This window comes from Agarivorans aestuarii (genome assembly GCF_019670125.1).
GTDB classification, from domain to species: Bacteria; Pseudomonadota; Gammaproteobacteria; order Enterobacterales; family Celerinatantimonadaceae; genus Agarivorans; species Agarivorans aestuarii.
This window is the reverse complement of the sequence record NZ_AP023033.1, coordinates 776,430-793,433: the sequence shown is the minus strand read 5'-3', so window position 1 is coordinate 793,433 and position 17,004 is coordinate 776,430. Positions and strand designations below refer to the sequence as shown.

The window sequence follows — 17,004 nt, the reverse complement described above, 5'->3', positions numbered from 1 at the left end:
AGTTCTCTCTCCGCTTGATTTTCGCTACTTAGCAAAAACTAAAATTCACCCTTAAACCAACTGTGCAATCGCTTAGCGATATTGCCAACACTGCTAATATTTTTTACTTCAATTGGTTTTTCACTTTGGTTTTCCATTCCGTAATGCAACAAACCTACTGCCGTTGAGTAAGTGGGTGCTTGTACGTATTCTGTCAGGCCAGCCACATTATTGGCCGAGCCAACCCTAACCTGACATTGTAAAATCTTTTCAGCGCATTCAACCACGCCTTCTATTTGAGCCGCGCCGCCAGTAAGTACTACACCGGCACCTAGCTGCAACTTAGTCCCCTGAGCTTGTAAGTCTTCAGTCAGCTCATCGAGTTTGGTTTTTATCATGCCAAACAATTCGCTATAACGAGGTTCAATAACCTCCGCGAGTGTTTGTCGCTGTAAACTGCGTGAAGGTCTTCCGCCAACACTTGGCACTTCAATGGTATCGTCGCGGCTTACCATGCTGCCTAGCGCACAGCCATAACGTACCTTAACCGCTTCTGCGTCATTTAGTGGAGTACCAAATACCGTGGCAATATCTCGTGTAACTGAATTACCTGCAAATGGTACTACCGAGGTGTGGCGCAGCGCACCACTGGTGTAAACTGCGATATCCATGGTCCCAGAGCCAATATCAACCACACATACACCCAATTCTTTTTCATCTTCGGTTAACACCGCATAACTAGAAGCCAAGGCTGAAAATATCAACTGATCAACTTTCAAGTCGCAGCGCTCTACACACTTAACAATGTTTTTAACCATGTCGTTATGGCAGGCGATTAAATGCACTTTGGCTTCCATCCGCACACCCGACAAACCAATTGGGTTTTTAATACCTTCTTGGAAATCGATAGCAAACTCTTGCGGCAATACATGCAAAATACGGTGTTCATCAGGCAGCTTTACTGACTTGGCCGTGTGAATGGCGTTATCCACATCATCCTGCGTCACTTCTTCATCGCTGATTGGCACCATGCCTTTTTCGTTCAAGCAACGGATATGGCGGCCAGAAACACCTAAGTAAACAGAACTAATTTTGCAGTCGGCCATTAGCTCCGCTTCTTGCAAGGCGCGCTGAACCGTTTTCACTACAGAATCAAGGTCGTTTACGCCACCTTTATCCATACCTTTAGCCGGATGACTTCCTACACCGATAATGCTCATCTCGTTGCTAGGCAAAATCTCGCCGATTAAGGCGGTGATTTTGGCGCTACCAATATCGAGGCCAACTATCAGTTTTCTATCCGTTACTTTGGTCATCTATTGCCAAACCTTCCTGTTTCTTCCATCCCACTGCAAAACCAGTGTCATAGCGTAAATCTACATAATCCACCGCATTAGATTTTAATCTCGGATATACCGACACAAAACGCTCAATGCGATTGAGCTTATCTTCTTTGCCTAGCTTCAACACAATTCCACTGGCTAACTCTACTTGCCAAGCATGGCGCTCATTTAATGCCAAGCTAACAATGCTTAACTGGCGAGCTTGCAAGACTTGCTGAAGCTGACGAAAGGTGCTTAACACCGATTCAGCCTGCTCATCAGGCCCACTTAGCGAAGCTAAAGCGTTAGTCACTCGCTGCTGTGGCGCTTCAAATATTTGACCTTGCTGATTAAGCAAAGCTGCGTTATTCCAACGCGCCACTACCTCTTGTTCTTGCAAAGCTATCGATAACTTATCGGGCCATTGCTTACGTACGGTTACCTGCTTAACCCAAGGCAACTGCTCCAAGGCCAACTTAACCTCTGAAACATCAAGGCTAAAAAAGTTACCCGCTTCTGGCAAAGCCGCTAAGCTTTGCTGCAACTCTTGGTCGAGTACGTAATCACGTTTACCCGACACCAACAACCTAGTCATTGGGCTAAGCTGTTTATCGCTGACTGAGCTATACACCGAGTGCACGGCATAAGCTAAACTCAGCAACACTACACAAAAAAATCCCACTCCAGCCCAATAGCTTGCTCGCTGCTTTTGCTGGTCACTTAGCGTCATGACTAGTGCGCCAAATCCAAAATGCTGACAACCAATTGGTCAAAGCTCAAACCATATTGTTTGGCAGCCATTGGCACTAAGCTTTTCTCAGTCATGCCCGGAGAAGTATTCACTTCCAATAAATACCAATTACCTTGTTGGTCAGCCATAAAATCTACTCGCCCCCAACCTTCACAATCCACCGACTTAAATGCTTTTAAGGCTATTTCGGCTAACTGGGCCTCTTGCTCGTCGCTTAAACCGCTTGGGCAGAAATACTCGGTTGAACTGCTTTGATACTTCGCGCTGTAATCATAAAAACTATGTGGCGTTTGCATTCTAATCGAAGGCATTACCGTGCCACCTACAATCGATACCGTATACTCAGCACCAGTAATCCATTGTTCAATCAATACTCTTGTGTCGTACTCAAAAGCATTTTCAATGGCTTCTTGTAATTGTTCAGCGCTATCCGCTTTTGCCATGCCAATGCTAGAGCCTTCTAAGGCAGGCTTAACAATCACCTCACCCGACAGTTTGGTCAAAATATCAGCCGCATCCGCTGGCTTATAGCTATCTTGTTCTACAATCGCGTAAGCCGCCGTAGGTAAACCAATATTCTGCCAAATTTGTTTACAGCGAATTTTGTCCATGGCCAAAGCCGAGCCCAGCACTCGGCTGCCGGTATAAGGCAAACCTAAGTACTCAAGCGCACCTTGTAAGGTGCCGTCTTCGCCACCTCTGCCATGCAAGGCAATAAATACATGGCTATATTTTTTCTGCTTAAGCAGGTTTAAGTCGAAACCTTTGGTATCTACACCTTCTGCATTAATGCCAGCACGCAGTAAACCCGATAGCACAGCGCTACCAGATTTTAAAGACACGTCACGCTCAGCTGAATCGCCGCCATACAGCACTGCTACTCGATTCATTCGTAAACTCGCCATTAACTTTCACTACCTTTAAGCTTGCTAACGTTTAACTGCAACTCACCTAGCTGACGAGCCAATACACCAATATTGCCCGCGCCTTGAGTTAACACTACATCGCCATCTTCAATAACGTCCGCCAGTAAACCGTTAAGCTCACTCGGCTGTTTAACGTAAATTGGCTCTAAACCACGTTGGCGTAGACTCCGACACAATGCGCGACTATCAGCACCTGCTATGACTTCTTCACCGGCTGAATAGACTTCAAGTAGTAGCAAGCTGTCTACCTGAGCTAATACCTCTACGAAGTCTTCATACAAATCACGCGTACGAGAATAGCGATGAGGTTGAAACGCCATAACCAAACGGCGCTCTGGCCAAGCGGCTCGAGCCGCTTTAACCGTTGCCAGTACTTCGGTTGGGTGATGTCCGTAGTCATCAACCAACAAGGCTGAACCATTGCCCGTCTCGAATTCACCATATTGCTGGAAGCGTCGACCAATGCCAGCAAAACGATTTAAGGCTTCTACAATTGCGGCATCTTCAATGCCGTCTTCGCTGGCTACAGCAATGGCTGCCGCCGCATTTAGGGCATTGTGCTCACCCGGCATATTGAGTGAAATATCCAGCAACTCACAGCCCTTACGGTCAACCGTGAAGGAGCAGCGGTCTCCCTGTTGGGAAAATTGAGTAATCCGCACGTCAGCTTCTTCTGAGAAACCATAGGTAATAATTTGACGACCAATTTGTGGCAGTAAAGCCTGTACACCTGGGTCGTCAATACACATCACCGCCACTCCGTAAAATGGCAAGTTATGTAAGAAATCGATAAAGGTAGCGTGAAGTTGAGCTTCATCGCCGCCGTATGTTTCCATGTGGTCTGGTTCCACATTGGTCACTACTGCAACCATTGGCTGCAAATGTAAAAAGGACGCATCACTTTCATCAGCTTCTGCAATGAGGTAACGGCTGTTACCTAGACGAGCATTGGTGCCTGCGCTATTCAACAGACCGCCAATCACAAAAGTAGGGTCTAACTCTGCCTGACCATAGATACTGGCAATTAAGCTCGTTGTAGTGGTTTTACCGTGCGTACCCGCTACGGCAACGCCATGACGGTAACGCATCAGTTCAGCCAGCATTTCTGCGCGGCGAACCACTGGAATGCGCGCAGCTCTGGCGGCTTGTACCTCGGGGTTATCTTCTTTAATAGCAGTTGATAGCACTACTACATTAGCACCCTCGATATTGCTTTCGCTGTGCTCAAAGAACACCTCGGCACCAACGCCTTGCAAGCGTTCTGTCATAGCACTTGCAGCTTGGTCTGAACCCGAAATTTGGTAGCCCTCATTAGCCAATACTTCCGCGATACCGCCCATGCCGGCACCACCAATTCCCACGAAGTGAATTCGCTTCACTTTGCGCATCTCAGGAATCATGGTTCGTAATTTGGCTAACTCAACTTTACTCATCTATCTACTCTTTAATTAACGCTTGGCATACCGCTGCTACTTTTTCGGTAGCATCGGTAATTGCCTGCTTTCGTGCATTGCGAGCACAAGACAAACGCAATGCAGGATTAGCAAATTCATTTAGTACTGCAGCAATATTTTGCGGCGTAAATTCTGCTTGTTTTAACAAACGTGCGGCATCAGCTTTTACCAAAAATTGTGCATTTTTGGTTTGATGGTCATCAACGGCGTAAGGTAGCGGAACAAAAATAGCCGGAATACCCGCTGCGGCCACCTCTGAGACCGTTAGCGCGCCAGCGCGACAGAGTATCACATCTGACCATTGATACGCTGCTGCCATGTCATCAATAAATTCGACAATTTTAGGTGCTTCGCTCAAATTTTTATCAAGTTCATGCAATCGATACGCATCCACTGCACTACTGTGTTTATTTTTACCGGCTTGGTGCCATATGTTTAAATCCAGTTGGCTTTGTTTAATGCCCTCGGCCAACTGCTCATTGAACACTTGAGCGCCCAAACTTCCGCCGATGACCAATAAGTTAAAACTGGTTGAATCGCTTTCAGTCTTTTCATCTAATGCTAATACCGACTCACGTACCGGATTACCCACAACCTCGGCTTTATCTAAAGCTCCAGGAAAAGCCATTAGTACTTTGCTGGCAATTTTGCTCAACATTTTGTTGGTAAGACCGGCAGCCGCGTTTTGCTCATGCAAAACCAATGGTTTTCCTAGCATCCATGCTGCTATACCTCCAGGGCCACTGGCAAAGCCGCCCATACCTAATACCACATCTGGCTGGTAACGTTTAATGACTGCTCGAGCTTGGCGAACTGCGTTAAGCAATTTAAACGGCGCCGCCAATTTACGCAGCAAGCCATTACCACGAACCCCTTTAATGCTAATAAAGTCGATTGGATAGCCGTGTTTAGGTACCAATTGGGCTTCCATACGCTCAGCAGTGCCTAACCACGACACATCCCAGCCCTGCTCAGCCAATTTATCGGCGACTGCTAAACCCGGGAATACATGGCCGCCAGTGCCACCAGCCATAACCAGCAGTTTCTTTTGTTTAACATCAACCATGAGCATCTCTCTTATAGGCCTGACAATTGGCCAATCGAAGTTCATGATCAATTCGCAATAAGATAGCTACCGCTATCGACATCGCCAATAAGCTGGAACCACCATAAGAAATTAACGGCAAGGTTAACCCTTTAGTTGGCACCAAGCCTGAAGCAGCGCCAACATTTACCATGGTTTGAAAACTAAACCAGATACCAATGCCACAAGCTAAATAACCAGCAAACGCTTGCTCTGCCAGTAAAGCCTGTTTACCAATTTTCATGGCGCGGCTTACCAACAAAATAAGTAGCAACAACACCGCGCAGACACCGATAAACCCGAGTTCTTCGGCTAATACTGCAACTACAAAATCGGTATGCGCTTCTGGCAGGTATTCGAGTTTTTGAATAGAGTTCCCTAAACCTTCACCTAGCCAATCTCCACGGCCAAATGCCATTAAAGATTGAGTAAGCTGATAGCCACTGCCAAAAGGGTCTTGCCAAGGATCTAGGAAGGACGAAACTCGGCGCATCCGATAAGGTTCTGCGATAACCAAAGTCACCACAGCAACCACACCGGTAAAGATTAAGCCAAAGAATTGAATCAACTTGGCGCCTGCTAAAAACAGCATACCTACGGTGGTTACAAACATAACCACCACACTGCCCAAATCGGGCTGTGCCAGCAGCAATACCGCCAAGAAAAAGAACACGATAAGTGGCTTTAAAAAGCCTTTTAAGTTTTCACGTACCTGCTCATGGCGACGCACTAGATAACCGGCTAAATATGTGAACAATGCAAGTTTGGCAAACTCGGCAGGCTGTACGTTTATCGGCCCTAAGCCTATCCAGCGACTACTACCGTTAATATTGCGGCCAATCAGCAATACCAGTACTAAAGCAACTCCCGACAATAGCAGTAATTTAGCATTATGAGATTGCCACCACGCCAGCGGGATTTGCACCACAAAAGCCATAGCGGCTAAACATAACAACAAATAAATACCGTGCCGTTTAGCAAAACGAAATGGGTCATCGTTAATCGCGATGCCTTCTGGAATAGATGAAGATGCCACCATCACTAGCCCCATCACCATTAGGCATAAGGCTAACCACAATAAATGGCGGTCGAATAAAAGCGGCTCTTGGCTTTCTTTAGCAGCTGGGTTTAACCACTGTAAGGTATTCTCGAACCAAAGTGGTTTAGACATTGCTTTCATAGCGCCTCCACCAGTTCGCAGAAGTGTTGCCCGCGCACTTCAAAATTCTTATACATATCCAAGCTGGCGCAGGCTGGAGAAAGCAATACTATATCTCCCTCTTTTGCCTGCTGCTGACACCAGATAAAACTCTCGGCTAAATCATCTTTGAGCTCAATACGATTATCTAAAGCTTTAAATCGCTGCTTGTCTTTGCCAAAAGCAACCACACCAGCAACTTGGCCAAATGCGGCCTTTAATTCACTTAAGTCGCCGCCTTTGGCATCACCACCAGCAATCAACCACAGCTCCCCTTGGCCACCAGCCAAACCGTTTAAGGCAGCTAAGGTTGCGCCAACGTTGGTGGCCTTTGAATCATTGATCCAAGCAATACCTTGTTTACGCGCCACCAGCTGGCAACGATGGGCCAAACCTTGATAGCTTTTTGCTGCTTGTAAACAGGCTTCTATATTAAGTCCGGCGGCATCCGCTAGGGCTAATGCGGCAAGAATATTGGCAAAGTTATGGGTACCAACAAGAGCGAGTTCTTCTGTAGCAAGTAGCGTTTGTTGTCCACGCATTAGATGTTGCTGGTCTTCACTTAAACGGTAATCCGTATCTAAGTGAAGTGAGAAGCTTAAGGCTTTCTTAGGCTGAACTTGGGGTTGCGAGTGATGGTCATCTAAATTGATAACCGCATATTCAGCATGTTGGTAAACCCTTTGTTTAGCGGCAATGTAATCGCTCATGCCTTGGTAGCGGTCCATGTGGTCTTCGCTAACATTGAGCAAAGTGGCCGCTTTAGCCTGCAAGCTTGTAGTTGTCTCCAACTGAAAGCTAGACAGCTCAAGCACATATAATTCAACTTGGGGGGAAAGTAGATCTAAAGCAGGCACGCCAATGTTCCCGCCAACCGCTACCTTAAGACCGGCTTGCTTGGCCATTTCGCCCAGTAAACTAGTTACAGTGCTTTTGCCATTGGAGCCAGTAATCGCCACAACCGGAGCTTCAGCATAGTGACAAAACAACTCTACGTCACCCATCAACTTTACGCCGGCTTGTGCCAAGCTTTGTAGCTCTGGAGTTGCCAAGGCAATGCCTGGGCTAACAATCACCACATCGCATTCGAGCAACTGGCTAAGTGGTAACTCACCGCACACCACCTGTAGATTATCTGGCAAATCAGCTAAGCCAGGCGGCGTTTGGCGAGTATCACAAACTAAAGGCAATACATCGTGTTTAAGTAAAAAGCGCACAGAGCTAAGCCCGCTGGCACCAAGGCCTACGACTGCATAGCGTAATTGTGGCTGTAACTTACTCACTGTAATTACTCTTCCTATTGTGTTTGTTACTTGCTTAGCGCACCTTGAGGGTAGCTAGGCCAATCAAAACTAAAATTAACGAAATAATCCAAAAGCGCACAATCACTCGTGGTTCTGGCCAACCTTTAAGCTCGTAGTGGTGATGAATAGGCGCCATACGGAAAATTCGCTGCCCGCGTAATTTGTAAGAGCCTACTTGCAGGATTACCGACACAGTTTCCATTACAAATACACCGCCCATAATCACTAGCAGTAACTCTTGGCGTACCAATACAGCAACTGCACCTAAGGCCGCGCCTAGCGCTAAGGAGCCCACATCGCCCATAAATACTTGAGCTGGATAGGTATTAAACCAAAGAAATGCTAAGCCTGCTCCCACCATCGCGGTACACACCACAACGAGTTCGCTAGCCTCTGGGATATAAGGGATAAACAAGTAACTTGAGAAGTTCACATGGCCAGTAAGGTAGGCGACTAAGGCAAAGGCTGATGCCACCATCACGCTTGGCATTATCGCTAGGCCATCTAAGCCGTCCGTTAAATTAACGGCATTGCTACTGCCTACAATGACCAAATATGTGAGAGGGATAAATAGCCAGCCCAATTGCGGCATAATGTCTTTGATAAACGGCAGTACCAGTTGGGTTTGAGCCGCAGAGTCAGAACTCCAGAATAAATAAACCGCAACTATTAGCGCGACAACTGATTGCCAAAAATACTTCCAACGGGCAATTAAGCCCGCAGGGTCTTTGCGGATAACTTTACGGTAATCATCAACAAAACCAATTGCGCCATAGCTACCAAATACAAATAACATCACCCATACATAAGGGTTGTCTAAACGCGCCCATAATAAGGTAGACAAAAACACCGAGGCAATAATCAACACACCGCCCATTGTGGGAGTACCCGACTTGCTCAAGTGAGATTCTGGCCCATCGTTACGCACGGTTTGACCAATTTGTAACACCTGTAAGCGACGAATAAGTTTTGGCCCCATCCATAGTCCAAAGACTAAGGCGGTCAAAATGCTGACAATTGCTCTAAAGGTTAAATACCCAAATAGCGAAAATCCACTAAAGTATTGCTGCAGATATTCCGCCAACCAAACTAACATTCCAAACCCTTTTTATAATATTGCTGTAACTGTTTAACGACTTTTTCCATGTGGGTCGAACGAGACCCTTTAACCAACAAAAGACACGGAGAATGTTGTGCTTCTAAGGCTGTAATAAGCTGCTCACAAAGCGCTTCATGGCTGTCGAAACCGAGTGAAGACTGACCGATTTCAGCCAGCACTTCGTCAAAAGACGCGCCATAAGAATACAAGCTGATGTCACTGTCAAGTGCCCGTTTAACTAAGTCGTTATGCACCTGTTTAGTTTGCTGTCCCATTTCCCCCATGGCTCCAGCGATAAGGAAGCGCTTACCTTCAAAATTGGCCAAAATATTGATAGCCGCATTAAATGACGCCGGGTTAGCGTTATAGCTATCATCAATTAGCTGAATGCTGCTATTTAACGATTGCACGTTCACCCGACCCGGCACTTTATCCAATTGTGCCAAGCCTCGGCTTACTTGCTCTAGCTTGGCTCCCATGTTTAACGAAAGCGCAGCCGCAGCGACAGCATTTTTAACATTGTGCTCGCCCGCCAAATTAATTTGTATAAGCGCCTCACCGTTTGGCGTGTGCAATACAAAACGGCTGCCACTTAAACCTAGAGATTCGATAGCGCTGGCATAATAATCGGCATTAACGTTATCTAAAGAGAAATGCTCAATTTTAGCCGGACGAGCTACTTCATCTAAGTACTCTTGATAGCTAGATTGGTACTCACACAGCGCTAACTGCTCAGCACCCAGCTCGCCAAATAACTCAGATTTAGCTTTTAATACGCCGTCTTGAGAGCCAAAGCCTTCAATATGCGCAGCAGATACATTATTGATTAAAGCAACCTTGGGTTTTACCAAGCTCACTGTGTAGGCAATTTCACCGATATGATTTGCGCCTAACTCTAATACACCCAACTGATGCTTTTCGGTCGCGCGAAGCAGCGATAAAGGCACCCCAATATCGTTGTTAAAATTGCCTTTGGTGGCTAATACCTCAAAACCCTGTGACAAAATGGCCGTGGTCATTTCTTTCACCGTGGTTTTACCATTGCTACCAGTAATGGCGCAGCAACTTAACGCCAACTTCTCTCTTACATAACAGGCCAGTTGTCCGAGCGCTAAACGGGTGTCTTTGACTAACAACTGAGGCACATCAAGTGCTAATTCACGCTCGACTAGCAGCGCAGTTGCGCCTTGATCAATAGCTTGTTGCGCGTAGTTATGAGCATCAAATCGCTCACCCACCAAAGCAATAAACAAGGCTTGAGACATCTGCTCGCGAGTATCAGTACTAATTGACTGAACAATTAAACTATCGCCCACTAGCTGAGCATCTAAGGCTTGTGTGAGTTCTTTAAGGCTTAAGGCAATCATGCTTTCGCCCCCACTAGCTGCTTAACGACTGCGCGTTCATCATAGTCACGCACTTCAGCACCAATAATTTGATAGCTTTCATGGCCTTTACCAGCCACCAAAATAATATCTTTATCACGAGAGTGCGTAAGCGCATATGCAATCGCCTCACAGCGATCGTGAATAATGGTTACGGCTTCAGCTTGATTAAAGCCAAGCAATATATCGTCGGTAATCTCCTGAGGATCTTCAAAACGAGGGTTGTCGTCGGTAACAATAACTTGGTCTGCCAAGCTCTCAGCTATTTCTGCCATTAGAGGCCGTTTACCCTTATCTCTGTCGCCGCCGCAACCAAAAATACAAATAAGCTCGCCGCTACAATGCTGGCGCAGGGCTGTTAAGGCTTTTTCTAAGGCGTCAGGCGTATGCGCGTAATCAACAACCACCGAACGTTTACCGGCAAATAACTCCATTCGACCAGGTACCGCGCTAAGAGCAGGTAACTGAGTAAGCAAGCTTTCTAATGGAAGACCTAAGAACTGCAAACAAGCTATAGCGCTTAGTAAATTATCAGCATTAAAACGCCCTAAAAGCGGACTCTTAAAAGTAAGCTTTTCATGCCTAGTTTGGGGGCTAAACAAATAACCGCTTGCCCCTAACTCGCTGAACTGCAGGTTAGCGATTTGCCAATCAGCAGTGCTATCTTCTAGCGACAAAGATTGAGCACTTGGATAGTGCTGCAGCAACTGCTTGCCAAAACCATCATCGGCATTGATTAAACGACATTCTAAACTTGGCCAGTTAAATAAGGCTTGTTTCGCGCGGCCATACTCAGCCATGCTGCCATGGTAATCAAGGTGGTCTCGGCTAAGGTTTGTGAATATCGCAACCTTGAACGGCACACTCGCCACTCGCTGCTGCACCAAACCATGCGACGATACTTCCATAGCGACTAATTCATAGCCTTGCTGATTCATTTCACAAAGCTGGCGCTGAATAGTAATCGCGTCAGCCGTGGTGTTTTCACTCGCAACCAGCTTACCTGGCTCACCATTACCTAACGTTCCCATCACCGCAGCCCTAATGCCGCTTAGTTTTGCCAAGTTAGCAATTAAATGGGTTACTGTGCTTTTGCCGTTGGTACCAGTAACACCCACTAAAGTAAGCGGATTACCATCTGGAAAATAGGCCGCTGACGCTAATTGCGATAGCTGTTGGTTCAAGCGCCAAAAGTAAATGCAGGCAACTTGCTTGTGCCATACTATTTGACCATGAGATTTTTCATCATCCGCATCAGCAAGTACCGCCACAGCTCCAGCACTAATCGCCGAATCAATATAGTTGCGGCCATCAACTTGATGGCCTTTAACCGCAACAAATATATCACCTTGCTCAATCTCTCTGCTATTTAGAGAGAGGTGATTAAAGCTGATGTCTGGGGCAACCGTTACCGAAAATTTCGCTAACAATGCAGACAAACTAGGTTTCACCATTATTGCCTCCATTTAGCTGTACCACTTGGCTGGTATTGTCATCGGGGGCAACATTTAAATACTGTAATCCGCCTTGCATCACTTTCGAGAAAACTGGAGCAGCAACATCGCCGCCATAATAGCGGTCGGTTTGTGGTTCATTAACAAATACAGCAATGGCAAGTTTAGGGTTACTCACTGGAGCAACACCTGCAAAAATAGCAACGTAATCATCACCATAGCCACCACGAACCGCTTTACGGCTGGTACCAGTTTTACCGGCTACACGATAACCAGGTACTGCGGCTTTCTGCCCGGTACCACCATCTTGAATAACCGATTCCATCATCTCCAATACAGCTTGTGCTTTGTTTTGCTCAAACACTCTCTCGCCTGTTGCTGGCTGCTGTAACTTAATGATGGATGTTGGTCGAAATACTCCACCAGCTCCCATCGTTGCGTAAGCTTGAGCGAGTTGCAGAGGAGTAACCATTAAGCCATAGCCAAATGACAAGGTAGCTAGTTCAAAATCTGACCAACGGCGGCGCTGCGGCATTTGACCGCCCGATTCGCCGACTAAACCTAAACCAGCATCGTTACCAAAACCCACATCGTAAAATGTATCAAGCATCCCCTCTACGCCCACTTTTAGGGCTAATTGGCTAGTGGCAACGTTGCTCGATTTTTGAATGACTTTGGTTAAACTAATTTCACCGTAGTTGCGCGAATCACGAACTCTACGCCCGCCAATCTGCATCCAACCTGGGCTGGTGTTAATCATACTGTTTGAACGAATGTGGTCGCGCTCAAGCGCCGCGATAACCGATAGTGGCTTAACCGTAGAGCCTGGTTCATAGCTATCGGTTATTGCACGATTACGATAGCGATAACTTTGAAACTCGTTACGATTGTTAGGATTAAAAGACGGGCTATTAGCCATAGCTAGCACTTCACCAGTTTCAATATCTAACACGACCACACTGCCAGAGGTAGCTTTGGTCTCGGTGACGGCTTTTTTAAGCTCACGATAAGCGATTGCTTGGATCCGTTGGTCAATACTTAAAGCAATATTCTGTGCTTGTTTGGCTTGATGAATAACATCCAGATCTTCAACTACGCGACCTAAGCGGTCTTTGCGTACTTTACGCTTACCGGGTTCACCTGTGAGCCAGTCGTCATAGCTACGCTCTATACCTTCTAAACCGTGGTCATCAATATTAGTAAAGCCAACAAGGTGAGCACTCACTTCGCCGGTAGGGTAAAAACGACGGGACTCAGGTTTTAAATAAACCCCTTTAATTTTGAGTTTGGTAACATAATCAGCAACCGCCGCACTCACTTGGCGCTGTAAATAAACAAAACGACGTTTCGGATTGCTGACTCGTTGTTGCAAGCTATCGACGTCGGTATCTAATACTTTAGCCAAGGCCGCCCAAGCATCACGATTGGCTAAACTATTTTGGTCTGCCACATGTTTAGGATCAGCCCAAATAGCGCGCACTGGTACACTCACAGCTAGCTCGTTTCCTAAGCGGTCAGTAATTACACCACGTTCTGCATAGCCAGTTTTGGTGCGAATAGAGCGTAAGTCACCTTCATAAATAAGTTTATCCGGTGCAATAACTTGAATATAAGCCGCACGACTTACCAAGGCAGTAAACACTAAGCAAACCACTGCCATCACCAGCACAAAGCGCCAGTGGATGAACAGTCCTTGTTTATTTGCCTTAGCATTCATTAGTTTGTGATTACCACTTGTTCTTCAATTTTGGGTCGGTGCATATCCAAACGCTTTTTAGCTATGCTCTCTACACGGCTGTGTTCAGCCAGCGCATTTTGTTCTATTAATAAATGTCGCCATTCAACATTGAGTGCATCCCGGCTCATCATTAATGATTCTCGTTGTTCAACAAACATTCTGGTGTGGTGAGTTGTCCACACCACACAAAAGGCCGAAACCACCGCAGCCACTAACAACAAAAAGTGCTGTTTGTTGCGCCAAACATCTTTCAAAATCGCCCGCAATAAATTGGGCTGGCGGCTAACTTCGTCCATTACAAACGTTTTGCTACCCGCAATACCGAACTGCGTGAGCGCGGGTTCACTTCAATTTCTGCTGCGCTAGGTTTAATTGCCCGGCCAACGCTTTTTAAATAACGACCACTAGCTAGCTGCTCTTCGGTCAACGGAAAGCCTCTTGGAAACTGCTCGCCTTTTTCTTGCTTGCGAATAAAACGCTTAACCATGCGGTCTTCTAAAGAATGAAAACTAATCACCGCTAAGCGACCATCAGTTGCCAAGCTATTCATTGCACCGAGCAGTGCGGTGTCTATCTCATCCAGCTCACTGTTTATGTAAATACGAATAGCCTGAAAACTGCGCGTAGCTGGGTGTTTGTATTTATCTTTCACCGGGCAGGCTTCATCAATGATTTTGGCCAGCTGCAAAGTAGTGGTAAGAGGCGTCTCTTCACGGGCATTCACAATGCCGTGGGCAATGCGCTTGCCAAACTTTTCTTCACCAAAGGTTTTAATCACCCAAGCAATGTCTTCTTCTGCAGCGTGGGTTAACCACTGTGCAGCGGTTTGCCCTTGTGAAGTATCCATTCGCATATCCAAGGGACCATCACGCAAAAAGCTAAATCCGCGCTCAGCGTCATCTAGTTGCGGAGAAGAAACTCCTAGGTCGAGTAATACACCATCAATTTTTTTCGCCAAACCTAGTTCGCTAATGTATTGTTCGATGCCAGAAAAGGGACCATGTACGATTTGAAAGCGTGGATCGTCGGCAAATTGTTTGGCGGCTTCTATAGCTCGAGGGTCACGGTCAATAGCGATTAATCGACCATTGGGACCAAGCTGCTGTAAAATAGCGCGACTGTGTCCACCTCTACCAAAGGTGCCATCCACATAAATACCATCTTCTTTAATGGCTAAGCCATCGATACACTCTTGCAGTAGTACCGAGGTATGTGCAAATTCAGTACTCATACTAAAGCGAAAAATCTTTTAGGTTATCGGTTAACATATCAACATCCTCTTCTAGGGCTATATCTGCAGCAATTTGTTGCTGCCATTGCTCTTCTGACCACAACTCAAATTTGTTGAGCTGGCCAACCAGCATAATTTTTTTCTCCAAGCTTGCGTGTTGACGCAATGGAGGTGGAATTAACAAACGACCATTTTTGTCCATCTCGCAATCATCGGCATAACCCAATAGCAAACGCTGCAAGCGACGCTCTGCAGGGTTCATGCTCGATAAACGCTTGAGTTTACGCTCTATTTCTTCCCATTCTGCTAATGGGTAAAGCAGTAAGCAGCGATGATTGATATCAATGGTGCACACCAATTGACCGTGACACTCTTCCATCAACCATTCGCGATAGCGGGTCGGCATGGTCATGCGTCCCTTCGCGTCTAAGTTGATTGAGCTAGCGCCGCGTAACATCAGTGTTAATTCCCCATTTATCCCTAATTAATTCAGTTGTTGGGCAAACAGATCCACTATGATCCACTTTATCCCACAATTCACTAAGTTTAAGGACCAGTCTCGCCCTTTGCAAGCGACCTTGAGCAAGAAAATGAACAAAATTCCACCAAGCCAAATAAAGAAATGGCTAAAGACTTGATAAACAAAGCAGCCACGCCATTTTTGGCTAAAAATTAATTTAAATTTATTGTCACTTTTATTTAGAAGGATGCCGCTTTCGACGACTTAAAAGTAAGATAAGTGAGGTTTGCTCAACAGAATGGAAAAGACCCTGTTGTGAAACAACAGGGTCTTGATAGAAAGGGAGTTGGCCGATAAGCCGGGTTTTGTCGTGAACAATCATTCGTCTAGGCCATTAATCGCTCAATGGCTCAAGCAGCCTACCCGCCCCCAACGCGGGTCGCGCCTTAAGGGGGCCTATTTGGCCTTGCTCCGGGTGGAGTTTACCTCGCCACATACTGTTACCAGACGCGCGGTGCGCTCTTACCGCACCCTTTCAGCCTTACCTGTGCTCCAAGGAGCCATCGGCGGTCTTCTCTCTGCTGCACTTGTCGTGGGCTCGCGCCCCCCAGGCGTTACCTGGCACCCTACCCTATAGAGCCCGGACTTTCCTCCCCTTCGCCCGTCTGCCACTCTCGAAAGAGCACACAACGACGAAGCGGCGATTGTCTAGCCAACTCCGGTGGCGGACTATAGCAAACAATTATCGGCAAGAATAGCGCTTATTGGCCGTGCTTTAGCGCATAATCATACAGGGCGTTTTTCTTCAAACCGTAGATTTTAGCGGTAAGCGCAGCAGCCTTCTTCAACGGCAGCTCACTTTGTAATAGCTTAAGCGTATCTAAGGCATCCACAGGCAACTGTTCGGTGTCTTTTTGGTAGCCAGCTACAATCAGTACCATTTCACCTTTTTGTTGATTTGGATCTGCTTTAACCCAAGCAAGCAGCTCCCCAACAGGCAAGGATTGAATGGTTTCAAAGGTTTTAGTCAGTTCACGTGCAAGAACCACTTGGCGCTCTTCACCCAAGCAGCTAACCATATCGGCTAAACTATCAAGTATCCGATGCGGCGACTCGTAATACACTACCGTGCGAGTTTCTTGGCGTAGCAGGTTTAAGCGCTCTTGACGCGCTTTAGTTTTAGCCGGTAGAAAACCTTCATACAAAAATCGATCAGTAGGTAGGCCAGCCACCGACAAAGCTGCAATTGCCGCACATGCGCCAGGTAAGGGTACTACTGGATAACCTTTCGCGCGAAATGCGTTAACTAGATGATAGCCGGGGTCATTAATCAATGGGGTTCCGGCATCAGATACCAAGGCGATATCATTCCCCTCTAATACTTGTTGCTCTAACCAGGCGATCTTTTGTTGCTCGTTATGGTCGTGAACTGCCACACAACGGGTGCCAATTTCATAATGACTCAATAAGCGGCCAGTGTTGCGAGTGTCTTCTGCAGCAATCATCGACACATCCTTAAGCACTTGAATAGCACGCAATGTAATATCTGCTAAATTGCCAATTGGAGTGGCCACAATATATAGGGTACCGACGGCTGACATATACTCACCTCTGAAGAA

At 46.5% G+C, this 17,004-nt stretch carries 15 protein-coding genes and 1 other RNA gene; all 16 read right to left on the bottom strand.

The features are described from left to right. Positions 1–38: 38 nt before the first annotated feature. Complete coding sequence (gene ftsA, locus K5609_RS03745) at positions 39–1,295, bottom strand: cell division protein FtsA (RefSeq protein ID WP_221076012.1); 1,257 nt, start codon at positions 1,293–1,295, stop codon at positions 39–41. Beyond that, on the bottom strand, positions 1,276–2,031 hold the full coding sequence (locus K5609_RS03740; RefSeq protein WP_221076011.1) for a cell division protein FtsQ/DivIB: 756 nt from the start codon (positions 2,029–2,031) through the stop codon (positions 1,276–1,278). Before K5609_RS03740 ends, ftsA begins: the two co-directional genes overlap by 20 nt. 2 nt (positions 2,032–2,033) lie before the next feature. Further along, positions 2,034–2,957, bottom strand: a complete 924-nt coding sequence (locus tag K5609_RS03735; RefSeq protein ID WP_221076010.1) for a D-alanine--D-alanine ligase — start codon at positions 2,955–2,957, stop codon at positions 2,034–2,036. Then, on the bottom strand, positions 2,957–4,411 hold the full coding sequence (gene murC, locus K5609_RS03730) for a UDP-N-acetylmuramate--L-alanine ligase (protein ID WP_221076009.1): 1,455 nt from the start codon (positions 4,409–4,411) through the stop codon (positions 2,957–2,959). Before murC ends, K5609_RS03735 begins: the two co-directional genes overlap by 1 nt. Positions 4,412–4,415: 4 nt before the next feature. After that, on the bottom strand, positions 4,416–5,498 hold the full coding sequence (murG, locus tag K5609_RS03725) for an undecaprenyldiphospho-muramoylpentapeptide beta-N-acetylglucosaminyltransferase (RefSeq protein WP_221076008.1): 1,083 nt from the start codon (positions 5,496–5,498) through the stop codon (positions 4,416–4,418). Further along, the gene (gene ftsW, locus K5609_RS03720) at positions 5,491–6,696 is read right to left on the bottom strand and encodes a cell division protein FtsW (RefSeq protein WP_221076007.1); all 1,206 of its coding nucleotides are present in this window, start codon (positions 6,694–6,696) and stop codon (positions 5,491–5,493) included. The genes murG and ftsW overlap by 8 nt, the downstream gene beginning before the upstream one ends. Next, positions 6,693–7,997 carry a UDP-N-acetylmuramoyl-L-alanine--D-glutamate ligase gene (murD, locus tag K5609_RS03715; protein WP_221076006.1) on the bottom strand — a complete coding sequence of 435 codons (1,305 nt, stop codon included), beginning with the start codon at positions 7,995–7,997 and terminating at the stop codon, positions 6,693–6,695. The genes ftsW and murD overlap by 4 nt, the downstream gene beginning before the upstream one ends. 34 nt (positions 7,998–8,031) lie before the next feature. Continuing rightward, complete coding sequence (gene mraY / locus K5609_RS03710; protein WP_221076005.1) at positions 8,032–9,114, bottom strand: phospho-N-acetylmuramoyl-pentapeptide-transferase; 1,083 nt, start codon at positions 9,112–9,114, stop codon at positions 8,032–8,034. Then, positions 9,108–10,484, bottom strand: a complete 1,377-nt coding sequence (locus K5609_RS03705; protein ID WP_221076004.1) for a UDP-N-acetylmuramoyl-tripeptide--D-alanyl-D-alanine ligase — start codon at positions 10,482–10,484, stop codon at positions 9,108–9,110. Before K5609_RS03705 ends, mraY begins: the two co-directional genes overlap by 7 nt. Continuing rightward, positions 10,481–11,956 (bottom strand): UDP-N-acetylmuramoyl-L-alanyl-D-glutamate--2,6-diaminopimelate ligase, encoded by a 1,476-nt coding sequence (murE, locus tag K5609_RS03700; RefSeq protein WP_221076003.1) that lies wholly within the window; start codon positions 11,954–11,956, stop codon positions 10,481–10,483. Before murE ends, K5609_RS03705 begins: the two co-directional genes overlap by 4 nt. Further along, positions 11,943–13,673, bottom strand: a complete 1,731-nt coding sequence (locus K5609_RS03695) for a peptidoglycan glycosyltransferase FtsI (RefSeq protein ID WP_016400777.1) — start codon at positions 13,671–13,673, stop codon at positions 11,943–11,945. The genes murE and K5609_RS03695 overlap by 14 nt, the downstream gene beginning before the upstream one ends. Next, a complete protein-coding gene (gene ftsL, locus K5609_RS03690) occupies positions 13,673–13,990 on the bottom strand; it encodes a cell division protein FtsL (protein WP_016400776.1) in 318 nt (105 codons plus the stop codon). Before ftsL ends, K5609_RS03695 begins: the two co-directional genes overlap by 1 nt. Beyond that, entirely contained in the window at positions 13,990–14,925 is a 936-nt protein-coding gene (gene rsmH, locus K5609_RS03685) for a 16S rRNA (cytosine(1402)-N(4))-methyltransferase RsmH (RefSeq protein WP_221076002.1), read from the bottom strand. The genes ftsL and rsmH overlap by 1 nt, the downstream gene beginning before the upstream one ends. 1 nt (position 14,926) lies before the next feature. Next, positions 14,927–15,382: a division/cell wall cluster transcriptional repressor MraZ gene (gene mraZ / locus K5609_RS03680; protein ID WP_016400774.1), complete on the bottom strand. Its 456-nt coding sequence runs from the start codon at positions 15,380–15,382 to the stop codon at positions 14,927–14,929. A gap of 341 nt (positions 15,383–15,723) precedes the next feature. Continuing rightward, positions 15,724–16,105, bottom strand: an RNA gene (rnpB, locus tag K5609_RS03675) — RNase P RNA component class A. Positions 16,106–16,146: 41 nt separating this feature from the next. Then, on the bottom strand, positions 16,147–16,986 hold the full coding sequence (rsmI, locus tag K5609_RS03670; RefSeq protein ID WP_221076001.1) for a 16S rRNA (cytidine(1402)-2'-O)-methyltransferase: 840 nt from the start codon (positions 16,984–16,986) through the stop codon (positions 16,147–16,149). Positions 16,987–17,004: the final 18 nt, after the last annotated feature.